The sequence below is a fragment of the Streptomyces sp. NBC_00846 genome, from assembly GCF_045207325.1.
Lineage (GTDB): Bacteria > Actinomycetota > Actinomycetes > Streptomycetales > Streptomycetaceae > Streptomyces.
On the sequence record NZ_CP108846.1, the window covers coordinates 6,371,255 to 6,393,343 of the forward strand.

18 protein-coding genes and 1 pseudogene are annotated in these 22,089 nt (G+C 71.3%); 8 read left to right on the forward strand and 11 right to left on the reverse strand.

The features are described from left to right. Position 1: 1 nt before the first annotated feature. From OG936_RS29320 to OG936_RS29340, 5 genes and pseudogenes are all read left to right on the forward strand, one after another. The gene (locus OG936_RS29320) at positions 2-1,705 is read left to right on the forward strand and encodes an urease subunit alpha (RefSeq protein WP_405680576.1); all 1,704 of its coding nucleotides are present in this window, start codon (positions 2-4) and stop codon (positions 1,703-1,705) included. Beyond that, positions 1,705-2,370 (forward strand): urease accessory protein UreF, encoded by a 666-nt coding sequence (locus OG936_RS29325; RefSeq protein WP_406498760.1) that lies wholly within the window; start codon positions 1,705-1,707, stop codon positions 2,368-2,370. Before OG936_RS29320 ends, OG936_RS29325 begins: the two co-directional genes overlap by 1 nt. Before the next feature lie 73 nt (positions 2,371-2,443). Continuing rightward, positions 2,444-3,106: an urease accessory protein UreG gene (gene ureG, locus OG936_RS29330; RefSeq protein WP_266752545.1), complete on the forward strand. Its 663-nt coding sequence runs from the start codon at positions 2,444-2,446 to the stop codon at positions 3,104-3,106. Then, complete coding sequence (locus OG936_RS29335; RefSeq protein ID WP_406498762.1) at positions 3,103-3,852, forward strand: urease accessory protein UreD; 750 nt, start codon at positions 3,103-3,105, stop codon at positions 3,850-3,852. The genes ureG and OG936_RS29335 overlap by 4 nt, the downstream gene beginning before the upstream one ends. Positions 3,853-3,871: 19 nt before the next feature. Beyond that, positions 3,872-4,189: pseudogene (locus OG936_RS29340) on the forward strand (SDR family oxidoreductase); the annotation flags it as partial. 83 nt (positions 4,190-4,272) lie between these two features. On the opposite strand, the gene OG936_RS29345 reads toward OG936_RS29340, so the two are convergent. Then, the gene (locus OG936_RS29345) at positions 4,273-5,520 is read right to left on the reverse strand and encodes an MFS transporter (RefSeq protein WP_406498764.1); all 1,248 of its coding nucleotides are present in this window, start codon (positions 5,518-5,520) and stop codon (positions 4,273-4,275) included. A 397-nt stretch (positions 5,521-5,917) separates the two neighbouring features. Here OG936_RS29345 and OG936_RS29350 point away from each other — a divergent pair, with 397 nt between their 5' ends. Beyond that, a complete protein-coding gene (locus OG936_RS29350; RefSeq protein WP_406498766.1) occupies positions 5,918-6,325 on the forward strand; it encodes a nuclear transport factor 2 family protein in 408 nt (135 codons plus the stop codon). Positions 6,326-6,443: 118 nt separating this feature from the next. On the opposite strand, the gene OG936_RS29355 is transcribed toward OG936_RS29350, so the two are convergent. The 7 genes from OG936_RS29355 to OG936_RS29385 form a co-directional block, all read right to left on the reverse strand. After that, positions 6,444-7,583, reverse strand: a complete 1,140-nt coding sequence (locus OG936_RS29355; RefSeq protein ID WP_406498767.1) for a zinc-binding dehydrogenase — start codon at positions 7,581-7,583, stop codon at positions 6,444-6,446. Continuing rightward, positions 7,580-7,882, reverse strand: coding sequence for a putative quinol monooxygenase (locus tag OG936_RS29360; protein WP_406498769.1), 303 nt, complete (start codon positions 7,880-7,882; stop codon positions 7,580-7,582). The genes OG936_RS29355 and OG936_RS29360 overlap by 4 nt, the downstream gene beginning before the upstream one ends. 6 nt (positions 7,883-7,888) lie before the next feature. Then, positions 7,889-8,548, reverse strand: coding sequence for a glycerol-3-phosphate responsive antiterminator (locus OG936_RS29365; RefSeq protein WP_383754474.1), 660 nt, complete (start codon positions 8,546-8,548; stop codon positions 7,889-7,891). Between the two features lie 43 nt (positions 8,549-8,591). Continuing rightward, positions 8,592-10,145, reverse strand: coding sequence for an FAD-binding oxidoreductase (locus OG936_RS29370; RefSeq protein WP_406498771.1), 1,554 nt, complete (start codon positions 10,143-10,145; stop codon positions 8,592-8,594). Further along, entirely contained in the window at positions 10,142-11,815 is a 1,674-nt protein-coding gene (locus OG936_RS29375) for an FAD-dependent oxidoreductase (RefSeq protein WP_406498773.1), read from the reverse strand. Before OG936_RS29375 ends, OG936_RS29370 begins: the two co-directional genes overlap by 4 nt. A 75-nt stretch (positions 11,816-11,890) precedes the next feature. Further along, on the reverse strand, positions 11,891-13,462 hold the full coding sequence (locus tag OG936_RS29380) for an FGGY family carbohydrate kinase (protein ID WP_406498775.1): 1,572 nt from the start codon (positions 13,460-13,462) through the stop codon (positions 11,891-11,893). A gap of 91 nt (positions 13,463-13,553) precedes the next feature. Then, the gene (locus OG936_RS29385; protein WP_406498777.1) at positions 13,554-15,005 is read right to left on the reverse strand and encodes an MFS transporter; all 1,452 of its coding nucleotides are present in this window, start codon (positions 15,003-15,005) and stop codon (positions 13,554-13,556) included. Between the two features lie 696 nt (positions 15,006-15,701). Here OG936_RS29385 and OG936_RS29390 point away from each other — a divergent pair. Beyond that, a complete protein-coding gene (locus OG936_RS29390) occupies positions 15,702-16,223 on the forward strand; it encodes an RICIN domain-containing protein (RefSeq protein ID WP_406498779.1) in 522 nt (173 codons plus the stop codon). Positions 16,224-16,675: 452 nt separating this feature from the next. Here the strand turns inward: OG936_RS29390 and OG936_RS29395 are convergent, their stop codons facing one another. Then, a complete protein-coding gene (locus OG936_RS29395) occupies positions 16,676-17,110 on the reverse strand; it encodes a VOC family protein (RefSeq protein ID WP_406498780.1) in 435 nt (144 codons plus the stop codon). A gap of 276 nt (positions 17,111-17,386) precedes the next feature. Between OG936_RS29395 and OG936_RS29400 the strand changes: the two genes are divergently transcribed. Then, positions 17,387-17,611: an LPXTG cell wall anchor domain-containing protein gene (locus tag OG936_RS29400; protein ID WP_406498782.1), complete on the forward strand. Its 225-nt coding sequence runs from the start codon at positions 17,387-17,389 to the stop codon at positions 17,609-17,611. Positions 17,612-17,735: 124 nt separating this feature from the next. On the opposite strand, the gene OG936_RS29405 is transcribed toward OG936_RS29400, so the two are convergent. Further along, positions 17,736-19,289, reverse strand: coding sequence for a peptidoglycan-binding protein (locus tag OG936_RS29405; protein ID WP_406498783.1), 1,554 nt, complete (start codon positions 19,287-19,289; stop codon positions 17,736-17,738). A 327-nt stretch (positions 19,290-19,616) separates the two neighbouring features. Beyond that, on the reverse strand, positions 19,617-22,034 hold the full coding sequence (locus OG936_RS29410) for an endonuclease/exonuclease/phosphatase family protein (protein WP_406498785.1): 2,418 nt from the start codon (positions 22,032-22,034) through the stop codon (positions 19,617-19,619). Positions 22,035-22,089 lie beyond the last annotated feature (55 nt).

The window sequence follows — 22,089 nt, forward strand, 5'->3', positions numbered from 1 at the left end:
CATGGCACAAATGACCCGCGCCGCTTATGCGTCGCTCTACGGCCCCACCACCGGCGACCGCGTCCGCCTCGCCGACACCGACCTCTGGATCGAGGTCGAGGAGGACCGCTGCTTCGGTGGCGACGAGGCCGTGTTCGGCGGCGGCAAGTCCATCCGCGAGTCCATGGGACAGGCCACCACTTCGCGCGCCGACGGCGCCCTCGACCTCGTCATCACCAATGTCGTCGTCCTCGACCACTGGGGCATCGTCAAGACCGACATCGGCGTCCGAGCGGGCCGGATCGTCGCCCTCGGCCGCTCGGGCAACCCCGACATCAGCGACGGCGTCCACCCCGACCTGGTGATCGGACCCGGCACCGACGTGGTCTCCGGCGAGGGCCGCATCCTCACCGCCGGAGCCATCGACACCCACGTCCACTTCCTCATGCCGGAGACCCTCCACGAGGCCCTGGCCACCGGCACCACGACCGTCATCGGCGGCGGCACCGGCGCCACCGAGGGGTCCAAGGCCACCACGGTCACCCCGGGCGCCTGGAACCTCGCGATGATGCACCGGTCCCTGGACCGTGTCCCGCTCAACATCATGCTCTTCGGCAAGGGCTCCACCGTCGGCGAGGACGCCCTGCGCGAGGCGGCACTCGGCGGCGCCGGCGGCTACAAGGTCCACGAGGACTGGGGCGCCACCCCCGCCGCCATCGACGCCGCGCTGAAGGCGGCCGACGCCTACGGTCTCCAGGTCGCTCTGCACGCCGACAGCCTCAACGAGGCCGGTTACGTCGAAGGAACCCTCGACGCCATCGCCGGGCGCGGCATCCATGTCTTCCACGCGGAAGGCGCGGGCGGCGGTCACGCCCCCGACATCATCACCGTCGCCTCCCACCCCAACATCCTTCCCGCGTCCACCAATCCGACGCTCCCGCACACCGTCAACACCGTCGCCGAGCACCTCGACATGCTGATGGTCTGTCACCACCTCAACCCGCGCGTCCCCGAGGACCTCGCCTTCGCCGAGTCCCGCATCCGCGCCACCACCATCGCAGCCGAAGACGTACTGCACGACATCGGCGCCCTCTCCATCACCTCTTCCGACGCGCAGGCCATGGGCCGCATCGGCGAGGTCATCTGCCGTACCTGGCAGGTCGCCCACGTCATGAAGCAGCGCTTCGGCGACCGCGGCAGCGAACTCCCCGCCGACAACGAACGCGCCCGCCGCTACGTCGCCAAGTACACGATCTGCCCCGCCGTCGCCCACGGCATCGACCACGTCGTCGGCTCCGTGGAACCCGGCAAGCTCGCCGACCTCGTGCTGTGGGATCCCGCCTTCTTCGGCATCCGCCCCGCCGCCGTCATCAAGGGCGGCATGGTGGTGTACGCGCCGCTCGGTGACGCCAACGCCGCGATCCCGACCACCCAGCCCGTCCTGCTGCGCCCGACCGCCGCGGCCGAAGCCGCCCCGCATCTCTCGGTCAGCTTCGTGGCCCCGGCCGCGCTGGAGGACGGACTTGCCGAACGTCTGGGCCTGGTACGCGAGTTGGTCGCCGTACGACCCACCCGCCACCTCACCAAGGCGGACCTGCCGAACAACACGGCGCTCCCGGACATCGACGTCGACCCGGAGACCTTCGCCATCCGCATCGACGGGGAGCTCGTCGAGCCCGCCCCCGCCACCGAACTGCCGCTGGCCCAGCGGTACTCCATGTTCTGATGGCGGGCCTCGCACCCCTCCTGCTCGGAGACGGCCGGCTCCCGGTCGGCGCGTACACCTACAGCGCGGGGCTCGAACCGGCCGTCGCGGCAGGCCTCACCCGCGACCACGTCCCCGCCTTGCTGCGGGCCCGGCTGCACACCGCGGCCGTCACCGAGGCAGCCGCCGCCGTACTCGCCCTGCGGGCCGCAGGCCAGGACCCGGTGGACTACGGCCCCGTACAACAGGCCCTCGCCGCCCGGACCCCCGCCGCACCCCTGCGCGAGGCATCGATGACGCTCGGCCGCGGGGTGTGCCGCCTGGCGCGGCGGCTGGCTCCGGACCACCCCGCGGTCACCGCCCTGTCGGCGATCCGCCCGCGCCCACTGAGGCCGATCGCGCTGGGCGCCCTCGGAGCCGTCATGAAGGTGTCGGAGGACGAGCTGGCGCACGGCGTCGTCTACGACGAACTGCAGACCATCGCCTCCGCCGCGCTCAAGCTGCTGCCCGGCGATCCCCTGGACACCGTCGCCTGGATCCTCGCCGCGGAGCCGGACGCCACGACCGCGGTGGCCGAGGCCCTCGCGGTACGGACTCCGACCGGTCTGCCCGCCCGTACACCCCCGCTCACCGAGCAGTGGGCACTCGAACACGCACCACGAGAACGGAGACTCTTCCTTGCCTGACCAGCAGCACGACCAGCAGCCCGCCGAGGGCCCCAACGTGCACTACCACCAGCCGCTCAACCAGCCGCGTGCCATGCGCCTCGGCGTCGCCGGTCCGGTCGGCACCGGAAAGAGCTCGATTCTCGCGACGCTGTGCCGCGAGCTCGCGGGTGAACTCTCCATGGCCGTCGTCACCAACGACATCTACACCGACGAGGACGCCCGCTTCCTCCGCTCGGCCGGCGTCCTGCCCACCGAGCGCATCCGCGCCGTCGAGACCGGCGCCTGCCCGCACACCGCGATCCGCGACGACGTCAGCGCCAACCTCGACGCGGTCGAGGACCTGGAGGAGGCGTACGGACCGCTCGACCTGGTCCTCATCGAGAGCGGCGGCGACAACCTCACCGCCACCTTCAGCCCCGCCCTCGCCGACGCGCAGCTCTTCTGCATCGACGTCGCGGGCGGCGGTGACGTCGCCCGCAAGGGCGGCCCCGGCATCACCGGCGCCGACCTCCTGATCATCAACAAGACGGACCTCGCGCCGTACGTGGAGGTCGACGTGGACGCGATGGTCGCCGACGCCGAGAACGCCCGCGGCGGCCTCCCGGTCCTCGCGCTCTCCAAGAACGACCCGGACTCGATCGCCGAACTCGCCGACTGGGTGCGGGCGGTGCTCGTACGCCACCGCTCCGGGACCCACATCCCCACCGACCCGGGCCCGATGGCACCCCACAGTCACAGCCAAGACGACTCGTGACCGCGCGGACGGTCGCTCCCGCCGAGCCGGCCGACCCCACGGTCGTCTCCGTGGAGCGCGACGGTTCGGGCCGCCATCTCGCCCGCGAACTGCGCCCCGGCGCCTTTCTCGCCCCCCGCCCCCTGCTGCCGTCCCCCGACCGCCTCCGGATCGCCCTCGTCGGCACGCGCGCGGGACTCCTCACGGGCGACGATCTGCGGCTGCACATCTCGGTCGGCCCGGGTGCCCGGCTGGAACTGGTCGAACCGTCCGGCCTGGTGGCGTACGACCATCGCGGCGGCTCGTCGACCTGGCGGGCCAGGGTCGACATCGCGGAGGGCGGCGAACTGCGCTGGAACGCCCGGCCGTTCGTGATCTCGACGGGTGCGCGCGTCGAGCGATCGATGGACATCGCGCTGGCGGCCGGTGCGCGGATGCTGTGGCGCGACACCCTGGTCCTCGGGCGCTCCGGCGAGCGGGGCGGCAGCGTACGGGCGACGACCCGTGCCACGTACGACGGCCACGAGCTGCTGGTCGAGGACCTGGACCTCACGGACCCGGAACTGCGCGAACTCCCCGGCATCCTGGGCCCGAACCGCATCATCGGCTCGGTCACCGCTCTCGGCACGAGGCCCGGGGGCCCGCCCCACCCGTACCGCATGGAGCTGGCGGGGCCGGGGGCGCAGGTGCGGCTGCTGGACACGGTGACACCGGCGCTCGACGCGGAACTGGCGACGGTCTGGGAGGACTGGCTCGTCACCGGCTGACACGCGGCATAGACACAAAATGTATCGTGCGCAGAAGTCCGCGCACAGGCAGCCGAACCAGGCGTCGTACGCCGCCGCGAAGGAGGCGATCCGCGGGCCGAGCCGGGTCGTCGCCAACGAGTGGGCCACCGACCGGATCCGCGTCGACGCCGTGTCGCCCATGGCGAGGACCGCGGGCGTCGCCGCCCGGGCCGAGGCGCACCCCGAGCAGTACGCGCTCTGCGCCGCCGAGGTCCCCCTGGGCCGCTTCGGCGACCCGCAGAAGGATGTCGCCCCGGTCGTCGCGTTCCTGACGAGCGACGACGCCCGGTACATCACCGGTCGGACGCTGATGGCCGACGGCGGGGCGAGCAAGCTCCGCCGACCCCGCCGCACGGCCTCGGGCCGGAAAGGATGTCCGGACGGGACATCCTTTCACGGTCAGGAGCGGCTGATCCGGGAGCGGCCCACCGCGCCGCGCGCCACCGCGGCAGCGCCCAGCAGCGCGGGGACCGCCGCGACCGCGAAGCACACGGCCGTCGGCAGGCGGTCCACCAGCAGACCCACCGCCGCGGTGCCCGCCGAGGACCCGGCATTGACCGCGGTGTTGACCCACGCACCCGCCTGCGTGCGACTCCCCGCGCTCACGGACTCGTCCGCGACGAGATACGCGGTCGTCAAGGCCGGTGCGACGAACATCCCGGCGGCCGCCACCACCGCGGCCAGCACGTACACATCGGTCGACAGCCCGGCCACGGCCATCGCCACCCCCAGGCCGGCGGCCGGCACCGACAGCCGTACCCGGTTCGGCGCACGCCAGGAGACGGCGCCGTAGCCGAGCCCGCCGACCGCGCTTCCCGCCGAGAGGGCGGCCAGCACCCACGCCACCGCGGCGCCCTGGTGGCGCTGTTCGGTGAACGCCACCACCAGCAGGTCCAGCCCACCCAGACAGAGTCCCACGGCCGCCGCCACGATCGCGGCGTGCCGCACCCCGACGATGCCGAGCAGCCGCCGCTCGCGCGGCGCGTCCTGGGGCGTGTCGGCCTCCTGGGCGGACGGTGTCGTGGCGATGCCGCGGACCGCGGGCGAGGACACCAGCGCCAGGGCGCCCACCAGCACGAGCACGCCACTGATCGCGACACCCGCCGCGGGGACGGTGAAGGTGACCACCACGCCCACCAGCAACGGTCCGGTGACGAACAGCAGTTCCTCGGCGACGCCGTCCAGGCTGTACGCGCGCCGCAACAGCTCCCGTTCCGGAACGAGGCTGCTCCACAGGGCCCGCATCACCGGTCCCAACGGCGGTGTGCAGGCCCCCGCCGCCACGGCGAGCACCCCCAGAAGGAACGAGGAGGCGCCGGGCCGCCACGTCGCGCACGCCAGTGCGGTGAGCAGGGTCGCGTAGACACCGGCCATCGGCGGCAGCGCCCGACGCGGCCCGTGCCGGTCGATCAGCGCGGCACGGGCGGGGGAGAGGAAGACACTTGCCGCCCCGAACAGGGCCATGACGGCGCCCGCGACGGAGTACGAGCCGGTGGCGTCCTTCACCGCCAGCATCAGGGAGAGGGAGACCATTCCGTACGACAGCCGCCCCAACAGAGCGGCACCGAAGGTGCGGGCGGCGTGACGGGTACGCAGGACGGTGGCGTACGAAGGGGCGCGCGAAGGCGCGGGTGAGGGCGAAGGCATGAGGACGTTCCTCGTGAGGGCAGCGCGCCAGAGGGCGCTGCGGGCATGCGGGGACACCGAGGACCGCACCCGGTGGGACGGGGCGCGGTCAGTACGGGGTCCTACGCACGGAAGGGGAACATGTGTGCCAACGTATCAGGGCGAGAAGCGCGTGCCCCGGCTTCCGGTGCCCTGTCCGAATTGCCGCCGTCGGGGAAGGACGGGTGTGAGACTGGGGCGTCGGCTGTTCCGGCGTTGCGCAGCCCTGTGGCGCGACGCCTTCGGCGGGAGAGGACCGCGCCGCGCCGCCGTGGTGCGACGGCTGCCCCACCGGGCCGTACGGGCGGTTCGCGCCGTATAAATGCCGCACCGTCCACAGGCGGCTGTACCGTCAGGAGATCCGACGAAAGGACCGGCGATGACACTCGCAGCGGAGGACCGTCTGGCCATCACCGAACTGATCGCCCTGCACGGGCATCTGGTGGACGACGGCGAACTCGACCGCCTCGACGAGCTGTTCACCGACGACATCGTCTACGACACCTCGAACCTCGAACATGGAGAGATGCACGGGCTGGCGGCCTTCCGGGACGCGGCGCTGGCGATGGCGGAGCGTGGGCCCGTCAGTCACCACGTCACCAACATCGTCCTCACCGAGGCCGGTGACGATCAGGTGCGCGCCCGCTCCAAGGGGATCGGTATCAAGGCGGACGGTACGTGCGGAAGCGTGACCTATGACGACGTGATCGTGCGCGGTGAGCAGGGCTGGCGAATCAGCCGTCGCAAGATCATCGTGCGGCAGATGCCTCCGGCCGCGAAGGAGTAGCCCGCATCGCATGTCGTATGCCACCTGTCCCCTGCCAGGTGTCGTACGTCGACGCCGATGGCGCCCCCGCAACCAGCAGGGGCGCCGCCGGCGGAACCGGGCCACGGGGAGGATCGCGTCAGGCGTCCAACATGCCCGACGTGTCGATGACCTGACGGATCGCCCGGCCCGAAGCCAGCTCCTCCATCGCCGCGTTGATGTCGGCCAGCGGCAGTGTGCCCGTATGCATCCTCTCCACCGGCATCAGGCCCGCCCGCCACAGGTCCAGGAACCTCGGGATGTCGCGGCGCGGCACCGCGTCCCCCATGTACGAGCCGAGCAGGGACTTGCCCTCGCCCGCGAACGCCAGGGCCGGCACCTCCAGCACCCGGTCGGGGGCGGGCAGGCCCACCGAGACGACCTTGCCGCCCCGCGCCACGGCCGTCAGGCACCCGGCCATGACCTTCGGACTGCCCACCGCCTCCACCGCCAGCTCGGCACCACCGGAGGTGAGTTCACGGATCTGCCGCAAGGCGTCATCGGGAGCGTACGCATGCGTCGCACCCAGCCGGAGGGCCAGCTCGCGCTTCTCCTGGACCGGGTCGACCGCGATGATCGGGTACGCCCCCGCCGCCCGGGCGCCCAGTACCGCCGAGAGCCCCACGCCGCCCAGGCCGTAGACCACCGTCGACTGGCCGGGACGCAGAGCCGCCGTGTTGATGACCGCGCCCGCGCCCGTCAGGACCGCGCAGCCGAACATCGACGCCACGGTGAACGGGATGTCCTTGGGGATCGGGACCACCGACTCCTGGGCCAGCACCGCGTGTTCGGAGAACGCGGAGACGCCCAGCTGGTGGTGGACCCGGTTGCCGGCGGCGTCGGTCAGCAGCGACGGGCCGTGCAGCAGCGCGCCCGATCCGTTCGCCGCCGCTGCCTGCGCGCACAGGGCGGGCCGGCCCGCCGCGCAGTCGGCGCAGAAGCCGCAGCTCGGCACGAAGACCAGCGCCACATGGTCACCGGGGGAGACCCGGCCGACACCCGGCCCGGTGTCCTGGACGACGCCCACAGCCTCGTGCCCCAGCGCCATCGGCAGCGGGCGGACCCGGTCGCCGTTGACCACCGAGAGGTCCGAATGACAGAGCGAGGCGGCCGCGATACGGACCAGCACCTCGCCCTCGCGCGGGGCGCCCAGCTCCAGCTCCTCCACCTCGACCGGGCGGGTCCCGGAGTAGGGACGGGCCGTCGATATCCCGCGCAGCACCACCGCACGGGTCTTCACGCCCGCACCTCCGGACGCGGGGCACAGCGCAGCACGTCGCGGCTCTCCAGCAGCGGGACGACCTTGCCGAGCACGATCTCCTGGAAGTGCGGGGTGGCGCAGTGCGCGGTGAAGTCGGCCTCGGAGACGTACTCCTCGTACAGCACGATCGCCCGCGGGTCCTCGATGCCCTGATGGACCCGGTAGGCGAGATTGCCCGGTTCCTGGCGGGAGGCGGTTGCCATGGTGTCGAGCAGGGGGAGGACGGTGTTCTCCTCGCCGGCCCTGGTGCGGTAGCGGGCGACGACTACATAGGTCATGGGGGTTTACTCCTGGGGTGCGGGGGGCCTCTTCAGGGCGGTGGGCGGGACCGGCGGCAGCTGGTCCCGGCGCAGGTGCCAGAGGCGGGGGTCGGACGTGGCAGCCGCGGCCGACCCGAGGGCCAGCGCGAGTGCCACGTCCGCGGGGGTCTCCACGAAACCCGCGGCGACCGACGGGGACATCGCGCGCTGTGCCTGCGGGCTCATCCGGCCGATGATCGGGGCGGGCATGATCTCGACCAGGTCCGGCGCCCCGCGCGAGATCGCGTCCGTGGAGCGGCGCAGATTGGACCGGTCGGTGACGAACACCTTCATCATCGTCAGCAGGCCGAGCGGGCGGCCCTTTTCTATGAGGGAGAGCCGGGTGCTGACCACACCGTGCGCGCCCATGTTCTTGATGAACTCCAGCGCGCCCCGGTCCTGGGCCAGACCGGGGCTGCTGTCCACGTTCACGAACACGGTCTTCCCCGCCCGGCCCAGCGCCGGTACGACCTGGGGCAGTTGCCCCACCGCGAACGAGGCGAGGATGCACACCTTGGCCGGTGCGGTCAGGAACTGCCGCAACGGCTGGGTGCCGACGACCGACGCGACGACCGGCACCTCGGCGAACGCCGCGGTGAGCCGGGGATCGATTGCGGCGCTGGACCGGGACGGGGAAGGGGTCATGGCAAGGGCCTGCCTGGAGAAGGAGGGTTCGAGGCTGCTGAGATCAGTTCAGCGGAGACGTACCGAATCGGCTGGGAAGGCCCAGTTTGCCAGGGTTGAGAATCCCGGCCGGGTCCAGGGCCTTCTTCACGGCGACGAACGTCGCGAAGCCCGCCCCGAGTGATTCCTCCAGGTAGGGACCGCGCAGCAGGCCGCAGCCGTGGTGGTGGCTGAGCGCCGCCGCGTGCTTGATGAGCACGGCGTTGGCCGCGTCCCACACCGAGCGGTACCAGTCGCGGCGCGACTCGGGTGCCACATCGCCGCGCAGCGAGAAGTAGACGCAGGCGCCGTCGGTGTACGCGTGGGACTGGTGGGCCGATGCGGCCAGGGTGCCGTCCACCGACTGGATCGCGGCGACCACCTCGTCGTAGATCACCGGGAGGTCCGTCCAGGACGCGGCCATCTCCAGGGTGTCGGCGACGAAGCCCGGCCCCGGCTTGAAGCCGTCGGCGGACTTGCCGACCAGCATCCGCTCGTCCAGCCAGCGCTCGAAGACCGCCTTGCTGTCCAGCTCGGGGCCGTACGCCTCGCAGACCTCGGTCGCCACCTTGATGGAGGCGTCGACGATGGCCGGGTCGCCCTCGTCGGCGATGAGGAGGAGGTTGGTCTCCGGGTGGCCGAAGTGGGTGCCCGACTCCAGCGTGTCGTACAGGCGCAGGACGGCCGGGGTCGCACCGCGCTGCATGATCTCGCGGCAGGCGTCCAGACCCTCCGCGAAGGTCGTGAAGCCGAAGGCCACGGCGTTCGCGTACTCCGGCAGCGGGTGCACCCGCAGCCGCGCCGAGACGATGACGCCGAGGGTGCCCTCGGAGCCGACGAACAGCTGGCGCAGGTCCGGACCGACCGCGGCACGGGCGTAGTCGCCGTACGTGGCCCGCGTACCGTCCGCGTGCACGACGTCGATGCCGACGACCATGTCCTCGATCTTGCCGTACCGGGTGGAGAGCTGACCGGCGCCCCGGCAGGCGATCCAGCCGCCGACCGTGGACACGGCGAACGCGGACGGCCAGTGGCCGGTGGTGACGCCGTACTCCTCCTGGAGCTGCTTCTCGAAGAGGTCGCCGAACATGCCGGCCTCGACGTCCACCACGTTCGACTCGGCGTCGAAGCCGGTGATCCGGTTCAGCCCGCAGACGTCCAGGACGACGCCGCCGAAGACGGGGAGCGCCGCGCCCGTGACGTTGGAGCGGCCCGCGGACGGGGTGACCGGGATGCCGGCCTCGTGGCAGATCCGCAGCACGGCCGCGACCTGGTCGGCGTCGGCCGCCTCGACGATCACGGCGTTCGGCGTCGCCGGACGGCCCTCGGTCTCGCCGATCATCGAGCCGGCCCACCAGTCGCGGGTCCGGGTGACGACCTCGTCGCGGGAGGTGTGCACCGCGTGCGCCGCCTCGCGCAGCGCCTCGATCACGGTCTCGGGGACCTCGACCGGGTTCACCTGGAGGGCGGCCTCGCCGTCTCCGATCGGGGTGTTCTGCGCCCACTTCGCGAAGCTGGGGGCGCCGATCGTGTAGTTGCCCCGGTTGAACGGGTGGGTGATGGTCTGACGGCTGATCATGCTGCTGCCCCTTCGAGGAGTACGGACTTTTCGTGACGGACGGCTGCGAGGTATTCGGAGACCGAACGGTCCACCTCGGCCTCCGTGAGGTTCAGTTCCCGGCCGAGGATGGCGCCGACGGCCCCGGCGGCGTCGACGGAGGCGTCCCGCGCGAACAGCCGGGCACGCATCCGGCGGGAGAGCACGTCGTCGACCGAGCGGGCCAGTTCGGCGCGGGCCGCGTACACGACCTCGGCCTTGGTGTACGGGAGTCCGGCGACGATCGGCTCGGCCAGCGTCGGATCGTCCTGGATGAGGTCGCCGACGAAGCGGGCCTCGGTGCCGAAGCGCTCGCCCAGGTGCGCGGCGATGCCACCGGAGGCCGCGACGGCCTCGGCGTCGTAGCCGGCGCCGCCGAGCAGCGGGAGGTCGGTGGTGCGGCTCTTCCCCCTGCGGCCGAGGACCGTCATCACCTTGTCGATGACGAGTTCGCCCATGTGCCGGCTGGTGGTGAGCTTGCCGCCGGTCACCGTCACCATGCCGGTGCGGCCGACGGTGATGTGGTGGTCGCGGCGCATGTCGAGCGTGGCGCCCTCCTTGCCGCCGACCAGCGGACGCAGACCCCCGATGGAGCCCACCACGTCGTCCGGGGTGAGCTTCCCCTCGAAGGCGGTGTTGGCGCCCTCCAGCAGGAAGTCCATCTCCTCGCGAGTGCAGTGCACATCGTCGGGGGAGCCCTGGTAGTCCTCGTCCGTGGTGCCGAGCACGACACTGTTGCCCCAGCGGGTGCAGGTCGCGCGGCGGGCCCGGCCCGGGATCGGCACGGTGACCGTGCAGTTGATCCGCACCTTGTCCCAAGGCACCACGATGTGGACGCCCTTGGCGGGCCGTACCTGCGGCTTGTGACCGTCGTCCGCCTTCGCGTCGAGCTCGTCGGTCCACACCCCGGTGGCGTTGACGACGGCGCGGGAGCGGATGTCGATCGTGTCGCCGTCCGTCGAGACCCGGGCACCGGCCACCTTGCCCATCTGCATCAGCAGACCCTCGGCCCTGGCACCGTTGAGGATCGTCGCACCGAGCGCGGCGGCGGTCCGGACGATGGTCAGGACGAGCCGGGCGTCATCGGTGCGGGCGTCGAAGTACATCAGCCCGCCCTTGAGGTTTTCCGCGCGCAGCGTCGGCGCCTGTGCGAGGACCTCGGGAACGGTGAGCCGCTGGTGGAGCTTGCCGATCCGCCAGCCGCCGACCAGGTCGTACGTCCACAGCAGACCCTCGAAGCCCTTGGCGAGGCGGGCGTCGAAGATGCCCTCCTTCTCCAGGATCGGGAAGAGGAACGGCAGCCGGTGCACCAGATGCGGGGCGTTCTTGCGGAAGCGGTGGCGCTCCAGGAGCGAGTGGCGGACCAGGTTGACGTTGCCCTGCTCGATGTACCGCAGGCCGCCGTGCACCATCTTCGAGGACTTCGACGACGTACCGGAGGCGAAGTCGTCCTTCTCGACCAGCGCCGCACGCAGCCCGCGCGAGGCCGCGTCGAGCACGGCGTACGCCCCGGTGATGCCGCCGCCGATGACGAGGACGTCGTACGTGTCGTCGGCCAGCCGGCGCTTGAGGGCTGCCCGGTCGAGCAGCAGGGGCGTTCGGCGGGTCGCCGCGGCGCTGCGCCGCGGTTTCCGGGCGGGCATGGTGATCACAACATCAACTCCTGGTGTTTCGGTGCGGCGGCCGCTTGGTCGGGTACGGGCCGCCAGTGCGACGGTCGGGGGCCGTCAGTGGGGGGTTCGGGGTTCGGGGCTGGTCAGGGGAAGCAGCGCGGGGTCGTTCAGGTGGGCGATCAGCAGGTCGCGCCAGGCGGCCCGCTGCTCGGCGCGCTCGGCCGCCGTGATCGACGGCTCGAAGACCTGGCCGTGCGGCTGGGCCTCGACGACCTCTTCGAGCGAGGACCACAGGCCCTGGGCGACACCGGCCAGGTAGGCGGTGCCGCGCAGGCTGGCGGTGGCGGAGTCGAAGACCCGCTCCAGCGGGAGGCCGGTCAGGTCGGCCTGGATCCGCATGAGCGGATCGCTGCCGGAGACCCCGCCGCCGACCCGGAGCCGGGTGAACGGTGTGCCCATGGTGTCGGCGACCCCGTCGATCAGGTCGCACACCGAGTGCGCGATCCCGTCGAGCACGGCGCGGGCGAGGTCGGCACGGGTGGTGGCGAGGGTGAGCCCGGTGAGGGAGGCGGTGGCCTCCGGGTGCCAGACCGGCGTACGGACCCCGGCGAGCGCCGGGACGAAACGCGGGGTGCGGCCCGGCCGGGTGGGGACCCGGCCCGCCTCCTCACCGAGTTCCTTCGGCGATGCGAACAGCCCCAGGTCGTCGCAGAGCCAGCGCAGCGCCGAACCCGCCGTGGAGGTGTACGCCTCCAGGCTGTAGTGGCTGGTGTCGCCCTGCCGCCGGCCGGGCTGGGCGAGCACCCCGGAGATGTCCGGCCGGGGCAGGGCGGGCGTGGTGCCGGTCGCCGCGTCGACGAAGGCGCCGGTCCCGTACACGCACATGCCCTGCCCGGCGGCGAGGCCGCCGAGCGCGATCAGTGCGGCGTGCTGGTCGCCCATGGAGGCGGCCAGCGGGACGGCGATCCCGAGGGCGGCCGGGTCGGTCGTACCGAATCCGGCGTCGTCGGAGCGGAGTTCCGGCAGCAGGTCGAGGGGGAAGCCGAGGTGGCTGATCCACTCCTCGTCCCAGGCATGCCGCTCCAGCAGATAGCCACCGCTGGACGCGGCGTTGGTCGGGGTGGTGGCGTGTACGGCACCACCGGTGAGGCGCCAGATCAGCCAGGTGTCGACGGTGCCGAAGAGCAGCCGGCCCTCGCGGTGCGCGGCGGCCACCTCCGGGTGCGCGGCGATCTGCCGCGCGGCCCAGAGGAACGGGGCGCGGGCGCCGACCGGCCGGCCCTGGCGGGCCAGCAGGGTGGCGTCCCACTCTGCCTCGTACGCGGTGAGTTCGTGCGCGTAACGCCGGTCCTGCCACACCACCGCGGGCAGCAGCGGCCGCCCGGTGACCCGGTCCCACAGCATCGCGGTGGCCCGCTGGGTGGAGAGCGCCACCGCGGTGATCTCGATGCCCTCCTCGCGGGCCCGGCCGACGGCCTGGCGCGCCACCTCGACGGTGGCGCTCCAGATCTCCATCGGGTCCTGCTCGACCGAGAGGTCGTCCGGATGGCTGACCTTGATCGACCGGTAGAACACCTCGTGGGCCGCGCCGGAGTCGAGGACGACTCCGGCCCTGGTGCCCGTGGTGCCCTCGTCGATGGACAGCACACCGCGCCGTGCGGCGGCGCCGGGGAACGTCTGCGTCATTGCAGCCCTTTCATCGCGAGCATCGCGAGCTGTGCGGAGGGATACGAGAGGGGAGGGGACCATCGTGTGGTGCGGCAGGTCCGGGGCCGGGTCAGCGCGCGGTCGACCGCGCGTCTTCCGGTGAGCCGGCCGGGGCGCCGTCGGCGGCCCGGCCCTGGCCGGCGGCCTCGTCGGGGGACGCGGCCTTCATCGGGTCCCACTTGATCGCCAGGCAGGTGATCAGGCCGAGCAGCGGCACGACGGAGAGCACCAGGAAGGTGTCGGCGAGCCCCAGTGAGTCCTTGATCTGCGGGAAGACGTACAGCCCGGCGACACTGCCGAAGCTGCCGACCATCCCGGTGACACCGGTGCCGAGCGCGCGGACATCACTGCTGTACGAGAGTGCGGCGATGGACTTGCCGTTGGCGCCGGGACCCGCGGAGTGGCAGAGGATGAACAGCACCGGCAGCAGGAACGCCACTGCGGTGGGGACCTTCTCGAAGGTCAGGCCCATCGCGAGCAGTGCGACGAAGACCCCGGCGAAACCGGCCGCGGAGCTGAGCCGCAGCCCGAGCCGCCGGCCGAAGTACGCCGAGAGGAGGCCGCCCGCGATACCGAAGGCGTTGAAGACCATCGAGCCCATGGTGGCCTTCTCGAAGCTTTCGCCGAAGATGGTCAGGCTGATCAGCGGGAGGTACCAGCCGACGGCGAAGTACTGCATCGACTGCCCGAGCGAGATGACCGAGGAGAGGATCGTTCGGGGCAGGTACTCGCCCTTGAAGAGCAGTCCGGCCTGACGGAACCCGATGGCGGGCGCCTCGGTGGCCGCGCGGGTCGCCTCGTCGGGCTTACCGGCGACGGCCTTGATTTGGTAGATCTTGTCCAGGTTGACGACGGCCTCGTCCAGCCGGCCCTTGCTCGCCAGCCAGGTGGGGCTCTCCTGGAGCATCAGCCACTGGCCCAGCAGCAGGGCGACTGCGACGACCGCGGCCGAGCCGACCGACCAGCGCCAGATGTCCGCGCCGACGTCGAGGTTGAAGAAGAGCAGGGCGAGCGCGAGGTTGCTGGTGGTGGCGACGTACCAGACCGCCTGCCACAGGTTCAGCCGGCCGCCCAGCTTCGCGGGCGTGTATTCGGCGAGCAGCGCCATGGCGACGGCGAAGTCGATGCCGTACGCGACACCCACCAGGACCCGGCCGAACCAGACGACGGTGAAGTCCCCGGCGAACGCGGCCAGCAGGGCGCCCGCGATGGCGAACACCTTGGCGATGAGCAGCGGGGGAACGCGGCCGATCCGGGTGGCGAGCCAGCCGCCGACCGGGTTGAAGATGATCGCCAGGGCCGGAGCGGTGGCCGTGAGGATCGAGACCTGGGTGCTGGTGAGCTCCATCTGGGACGTCATCGGTCCCAGACCGGCGCTCAGCGCGGCGTTCGAATAGGCGTCGAGAAACAGCCCGCCGAACACGAAAAACCAGATGACTTGCGCCCGGCCGGTGATCTTTCCCAGCCCATCGATGAGCGCAACGACGTCGGCGACGCCTTTGACGCTCGGACGTTGTGCCATGAATCCGCCTTCGAGGAAGACCCATCGGCGGCACGGGGAGCACAAAAAAACAGGCATGACGAAACCACCGACAGGTGGTCTATGTCTGTGCCTGTCAAAACACTGCGGAAAGCGCCGCAGCACGTGAACTGCAAGGAATGCGAACTATGCAATGAGGTTAAGAACGAGTCAGGAGACACGTCAAGGGTTTCCGGCAGGTTACTCAAACGTGACGTGGGACTTGATGCTACGTGCACTGTCCCGGTGGCGTCCGACGGCCCCCTGGGCGGTGCAGGCACCCCGTCAGGCCGCGGAAGGCGCCCGCTTCGCGGCCGTCGCGGCCGCTGTCGTCGCCGCCGTGGCCGGATCCAGGGCGGACAGGCGGTGGCTCTCCCGGGGCGGCATCCCGCCGATCCGGCCCCTCCGCGGACCGCGCCGCCGCAGGCCCGCCAAGCCGCATGCAGACCAGGCGTACGACAACCGTCGCCTGCGCCAATGGCTCCGTGGCCGAGGCATCACGCCCCGCACAGCTCTGCGGGAGGCGTCACCGTGATGTGCCTATGGCTCCTGCGGATGGGTGATCTTGCTTCGCTCTAACGGGGGGTGCCTGCAGATATCCGCTACCGGCGACCGACAGCGGCATCCAGGATGCGGGGGCACCGACTGCTGGTCTCGTGCGGTGCTCTCGGTTCCCCTTCAACGATTGGGATTGTGTTCATGGCTTCGCTTCTTTCTCCTCGCTGCCTTGGCTCCCTCACTGGCGCGGCGCTCATGCTCGCCCTCGGCGCGGGGGCGCCGTCCTCTGTGGCGGCTCCTGCGTCCCGGGCTGCAAATGAGATGTGCCTGGACGCCGGCAACACCCGCAACAACGGTGATCACGTACGTATCTGGCGGTGCGTCAACCACACAAACCAGCGGTTCGTGATCACCAATGGGCAGATCAAGGTTGAAGACACGATCGGCGCCGGCAAGAAGATGTGCCTGGACGCCGGCAACACCCGCAACAACGGTGACCGCGTACGCATCTGGCAGTGCGTCAACCACACAAACCAGAAGTGGATCGTCCGCAACGCGCAGATTGTGCTCGCCGACACGATGGGCAAGCGTCAGGAGATGTGCCTGGACGCCGGCAACACCCGCAACAACGGTGACCGCATGCGCATCTGGCAGTGCGTCAATCACACAAACCAGAAGTGGGTCATCCAGCGGGGTTACATCAAGGTCGCGGACACGATTTGATCGGCTCCTCAGCCGCCTCGGTCCTGGCCTCCCGGGGCCGAGACGCGGTGGGCGGTTCGGTGCTCCATGGCTCCGCCCCGGGGGCGGAAGGTGACCCGGCGTCGTGATGCGGGCGGTGCACACCGCCGTAGGAGCAGCCCGTCTCCTCCCCGACCTGCCCGGGGGCCTGCGTCCGCTGCGTGATCCGGACGACACCGACGAGGAGTGAGGCCCGGCGACGGGTCGTCAGCGACGCAGGACGCTGACGACCCGCTCCCTGCCCAGGATGGGAGCGTCCTCGCACCGGCGGGCGCGTACGAACCACTGGTGGCGGTAGACGCGGAACGGCGCCCACCCCGCACCGGTCCCTGCTCGTGGACACCGAAGGGTTGGTTCTGGACCAGGACCGTTGGCGAGCCGCGTGAGGGCGACCTGCACCAGTCGACTCGCGAAGGTGCCGCGTTCGCGCTCACTCAGTCGAGACAGAACTCGTTGCCCTCGATGTCCTGCATCACGAGGCACGACTCGTTGTAGCCATCGGCAAGCAGCAGTCGCTCGCGTACCGCGCCGAGCGCGATCAGTCGTGCGCATTCGGCCTCAAGTGCGGCCAGGCGCTCTTCACCCACGAGCCCGGTGCCGACCCGCACGTCAAGATGCAGTCGATTCTTGACGGCCTTGCCTTCGGGAACGCGCTGGAAGAACAGTCGCGGGCCCACACCTGAGGGATCAATACAGGCGAATGCCGAACCCTGACGCTCAGGCGGCAGCGAGCGATCGAAATCGTCCCAAGTGGCAAACCCCTCCGGTGGCGGCGGTACGACGTACCCCAACACCTCGCACCAGAAACGAGCGACGCGCTCAGGATTTGCGCAGTCGAAGGTGACTTGGATCTGCTTGATAGACGTCATCGGTCCATCGTAGAGGCGGGGCCTTTCGTCGTCTCCACGGGTCCGCCCCTGGCCAGGTTGTGGCGCATGCGGCCAACTCCTGGCGATGGGTGGGAGCTTGAGCCGTGGGATGACGATCCTGACAGTGCCCCCACCGGAGGAGGTCCTGGCGGACTTCGGGAACGTCGCGTGCGTGCCGGTGATCTGGGGCGGCAACACAGCCGACCGTCCGCCACGCCGATGCCGAGTGGCACGCCCGGGACCACACCGCCGGTGGACAGCACACCGTCCGCGTAAGTGACGCCGTCCTCGGAGAGCGGCACGCCGTCCGGTGACGCGTCCCAGCCCGTCGCGCCGCCCACGTCGAGCCCGTCAAAGAGCGCGACGCCCGGGACCGGCGGTGGGGACCCGGCCTCGACGGGCAGCAGCGGCACGGTCCCGCTGGTCATCGGCGGCGCCGCGGTGCTCGCCGCAGGTGCGGGCCTCGTCGTGGCGGCCCGCCGCAGGGCCAAGCGGGCCTGACACCCGGTGGTCCAACGGGCCCCGGTGGTTCAACGGGCCCCGGTGCGCGCACCGGGGCCCGGGGCACCCGGCGCCGTCCACCTCACGCCGGACGGCGCCACGGTCTCTCTTTCCGTAGGGCTCGTCAGCGCCCTGCCTGGAGCGCTGCCCAGGTTCCCGGTCCCACGATGCCGTCGGCCGTCAGCCCCCGGCTCGTCTGGTAGCTGCGCACCGCTGTCGCCGTCGCCGGGCCGAAGCTCCCGTCGACGCCCACCGTCGAACTGAGCGCCGCGGTCAGCGAGCGCTGGAGCCGCTTCACCCCGTCGCCCGAGTCGCCCTGCTTGAGCATCGCCGTCGCGCCGGCCGACAGCAGCGCTGTCCAGGTCCTGGCTCCCACGACGCCGTCCGCGTGCAGCCCACGAGCCGCTTGGAACGCCGTCACCGCGCCCTGCGTGGCGGGGCCGAAGCTGCCGTCCACCGCGCCCGCCGGATAGCCCTGCTCGCCGAGCAGCTGCTGAACGGCCGTCACCTGGGCGCCCGTCGAGCCGCTCCGCTGGGTCGCGTACGCGGTGAAGCTCAGCCCGTCGCCGGTGTTGCCGCCGCCGGTGTTCCCGCCGAGCAACTGCATGTAGCGCGTCCAGTCCCAGTACGGCCCGGGGTCGGTGTGGTCGTTGCCGGGCGCCTCGCTGTGCCCGATGATGTGTGCCCGGTCCTTCGGAATCCCGTACCGGTCGCACAGGTACTTGGTCAGGGCCGCCGACGACCGGTACATCGCGTCCGTGAACCACGACGGGTCGTCGATGAACCCCTCGTGCTCGATGCCGAGCGCCGAGGCGTTGGCGCTCCGGGCGTGGTACGCGGTGTCGCTGTCACGCACCATCTGGGTGATCTGGCCGTCGGAGGAGCGCACCACGTAATGCGCGCTCACCTCCGCCGTCGGGTTCTGGAACCAGCTGATCGAGCCCGCGTAGGAGCCCTGCGTGACATGCACGATCACCTTGTCGATCTTCGCCGAGCGGCCGACGGTGAAATTGTTCGCGGCGGCCGGAACCCACAGCGCGTACGGGTAGTCGGGACTCTGGGTGCGCACGTCGGTCGCGGTGAGCGAGCCCTTGTCGGGCGAGACCGGACGTCCCGTCACCGAGATCCGCTCACCGCCGGGGGTGACGGCGTCGAGGCCGTCGGCCAGGAAGGTGTAGACGGTGTCGGCGTAGAAGGCGGCCGTCGGCCCGTCCGTGCCGCTGTACCGTGCGACGGCCGGGTACCAGGCGTCGATGTCGTCGCGGTCCCGGGCATCGAGGCCCAGTTTGTCAGCGTAGCTGCGCAGCACCGCCGCGCCGCCCAGGATGTTGGCCGCGGTGTCGCTGCGGAGGTCGGCCACGGGCTTGCCGGTGAGGGCGGCCGCCTGCTCCAGTGTCCGGTTCACGGGGTTGCTCACCAGATGCATCACGCCATAGCCGTTCGCCTGGCTGGGGCGCCCGGAGTGGCCGTCGAGCCGGGTCTCGCCGTACCCGACGACGGCGAGCAGATCACGCGGTACGTCGAACCTCTCGGCCGCCCGTGCGAACGCCCGGTTCATCGGGTGTCCGTCGTCCGGGGCGGCGAGGGCCGGGGTGCCGGTCGCGGCCAGGACGGTGGCGGTGAGGGCCGCGAGAACGGATGCGCGGGCCTTGCTGTGGAGGGCGGCGCGTCTGGGCATACCTGCTCCTGCTCGGTGGGGGAGAAAGAACGGCCCCCGGGCCCGAGTGGGGTGGGCCGAGGGCCGCGAAGCCCGCTCAGAGTATCGATCTGTCTCGGCCATGACAATTATGAGCCGGTGTGTCGAACTCCCTTTCACTCCAACGCGGTTGAGGCGCAGGTCAGGGCCCTGCCCGGCGACCGTGAAGGCGGTCGCAGGGCAGGGCCCTGGCGCGAGCCCGGTGCCGGGGGCGTGAGGGGCGGCTCGGGCCGTGGGCCGGAGCCCCGGTGTGGGTGCGGTCCGGCCCCACCCACACCGAACGGCCCGCGGCCTTCGCGGGCCCGGCGGTCAGTGCCCGCCGTTGCCCTGCGCGTTGACGTCCACGCGCACGACCTGCGGGTCGTGGTCGCTCGCCTGGTCGGCGAACTCCGCGTTGATGTGTACCACGTCGTAGTCGAAGCGGCGGATGCCGGGACTGGTCAGGATGTGGTCCAGCGTCTGCGAGTTGCCCTCGTACACATAGCTGTACTGCTCGCTCGCGGGCAGGGTGGTGATCAGTGGCTTGAGCACCTCGCCGTTGGTCAGTGCGTCCATCGTCGGTGAGAACGCGAAATCGTTGAGGTCGCCGAGCGTGATGACCCGGGCCGAATCATCCGCGGCCAGCAGTGACTTGACGAAGGTGTTGACCTCCGCCGCCTGCTTCACCCGCTTGGTCTCCGAGCTGCGCTTCGGCTCCTGGTAGCGGCCGTGCAGGGGCTGGTCGCCGCCCTTGGACGTGAAGTGGTTGCCGATGACGAAGACCGGCTTCCCGTGGAAGCTGAACTCGCCGACGAGCGGCTTGCGGCTGTCGGCCCACGCCGCGTCGGTCGGGGTGATCCGGCCGGGCGACGCCGAGAGCGTCACCCCCTTCTTCGTCTTCACCGCGGTCACGGCGGTCGTCGCGTCGCCGCCCGCGCGGTCCACGAAGTCGACCCTCTTCGGATTGAAGAGGAAGACGTTACGGATGTTGCCGCCGGGTTCGCCGCCGTCCTTGTTGTTCTCGGGGGCGATGTACCGCCACGCGTATCGCGGACCGCCCGCGGCCACGATGGCGTCGGTGAACCGCTTCAGCGTCGCCTCGGAGCCGACCGTGCCGTCGTTCACCGCACCGTTGTCGTCCTGGATCTCCTCCAGCGACACGATGTCCGGGGAGGAGAGGTTGACCGCGACGCCCTTGGCGAGGGTGTCGAACTTGGCCTGCTCGTCCAGCGGGTCCAGGTTCTCCACGTTGTACGTGGCGACCGCGAGCTCTTTGCCCTTCTGCTTCCGGGTGACCTCGCGCCGCAGGTGGTTGTCGGTGAGCGTGCCGAGTTCGGTGGCCTGGAGGTTGTAGCCGCCGAACGACGCGTAGTCCATGACACCGGTGGTCGTGCCGGACAGCACGTCGCCGACGTCGGCGACGGGGACCGGCTCGGCCGGGTCGAGCGACATCACCTTGATACGGCCGGTGTTCTGGTCGCTGTACGAGGAGTACAGCGTGCCGCCCCGCCCGGTCCGGTTCTCGTCCGGCTTGACGGTCACCCAGATCTCGTCGTACGCGGTCGTCGCACCCGTCACCCGGGTGTCGGAGATCCGGACCCGGGTGCCTTCGAGCGATTCGTAGAGGTCGAGGGCGTACGCCGACGGGTCGAGGGCCAGCGAGTCGATCGAACCGCCGTCCGCCGACGGAGCGTACGCGTCCGGCACCGAGGCCGCGTCGAGCACGACCGGGGCCGGCAGCGCGTTGCCCGAGGACAGGACCGTCGTCTTCGGGGCGCTGATCTCGGTGATCGACTGGGTGGTCGTCGACGGGTAGTACTCGTCCACCTTGCCGCTGACCAGCACCGAGTCGCCCACGGCGACCTCCGGGGCGGTGGAGCCGGTGAAGACGAACACGCCCTCGCTGGTCCGGGCGTCCGCGTCCGGCTCGGTGTCCTGGATCCAGAAGCCGCGCGAACCGGTGGTCCGTACGCCGGTGACGATGCCGGGGACTCCGGTCACCTGCCGGCCGTTCAGCGGTGACACCCGGGTGGTGCCCTGGATGTCGTGGATCCGGACGGTGCCGGGCTCGGTCGGGCCGCCGGGGTCGCCCGGGTCGGAACCACCGGGGGTCTCACCGGCCGAGTTGACCGGTGTCGGGGCGCCCGCGGTGAAGTCGGCGGCGTTGTCGTCGGTGTCGGCGAGGGACGTGCCGCGCGCCACCGAGGAGGTGTTCGACGCTCCCGTGGCGGGGCCGCTGCCCTCCCGTACGACCGCGGTGCCGTAGCCGACGAGGTCCACGATCCGTGAGTCGGCCGCACAGTCGGCGGCCGTCTTGCAGGTCAGCGGGGTCGTGCCGGAGACGAGCGCGACGGTTCCGCCGCCGGCCGCCATCGCGACCGTGCCGGTGGTGTCCGGCGTCGGCAGGGCTACCGTGCCGCCGGTGCCCGCGGCCTCGGCGACGAGATAACGGCCGCCGGGGGCGACGGACCCGGTCAGGGCGGAGACCTGCCACAGCGAGCCGGCCGACGGGGCGGCCGGCAGGTACTGCACGCTGAAACCGGACAGGTCGTACGCGGCGGTGCCGGCGTTGGCCAGCTCGATGAAGTCGCGGGTGAGCGTCGCACCCGAATTGCCCCCGCCGCCGTACACCTCGGAGATGACGGCGGTCGAGGACGGAGTCGCGAAGGCGGCAGGCAGAGCGGTGGCCGACAGTGTCACGGCGACGGCGCCGGACAGCAGAACGGAACGAGGTCTGGATATGCGCACGGTGGGCTGCTCCCGAAGTGTGGTGAGGGCAAAAGCTATGCGCGTAGACCCGGCC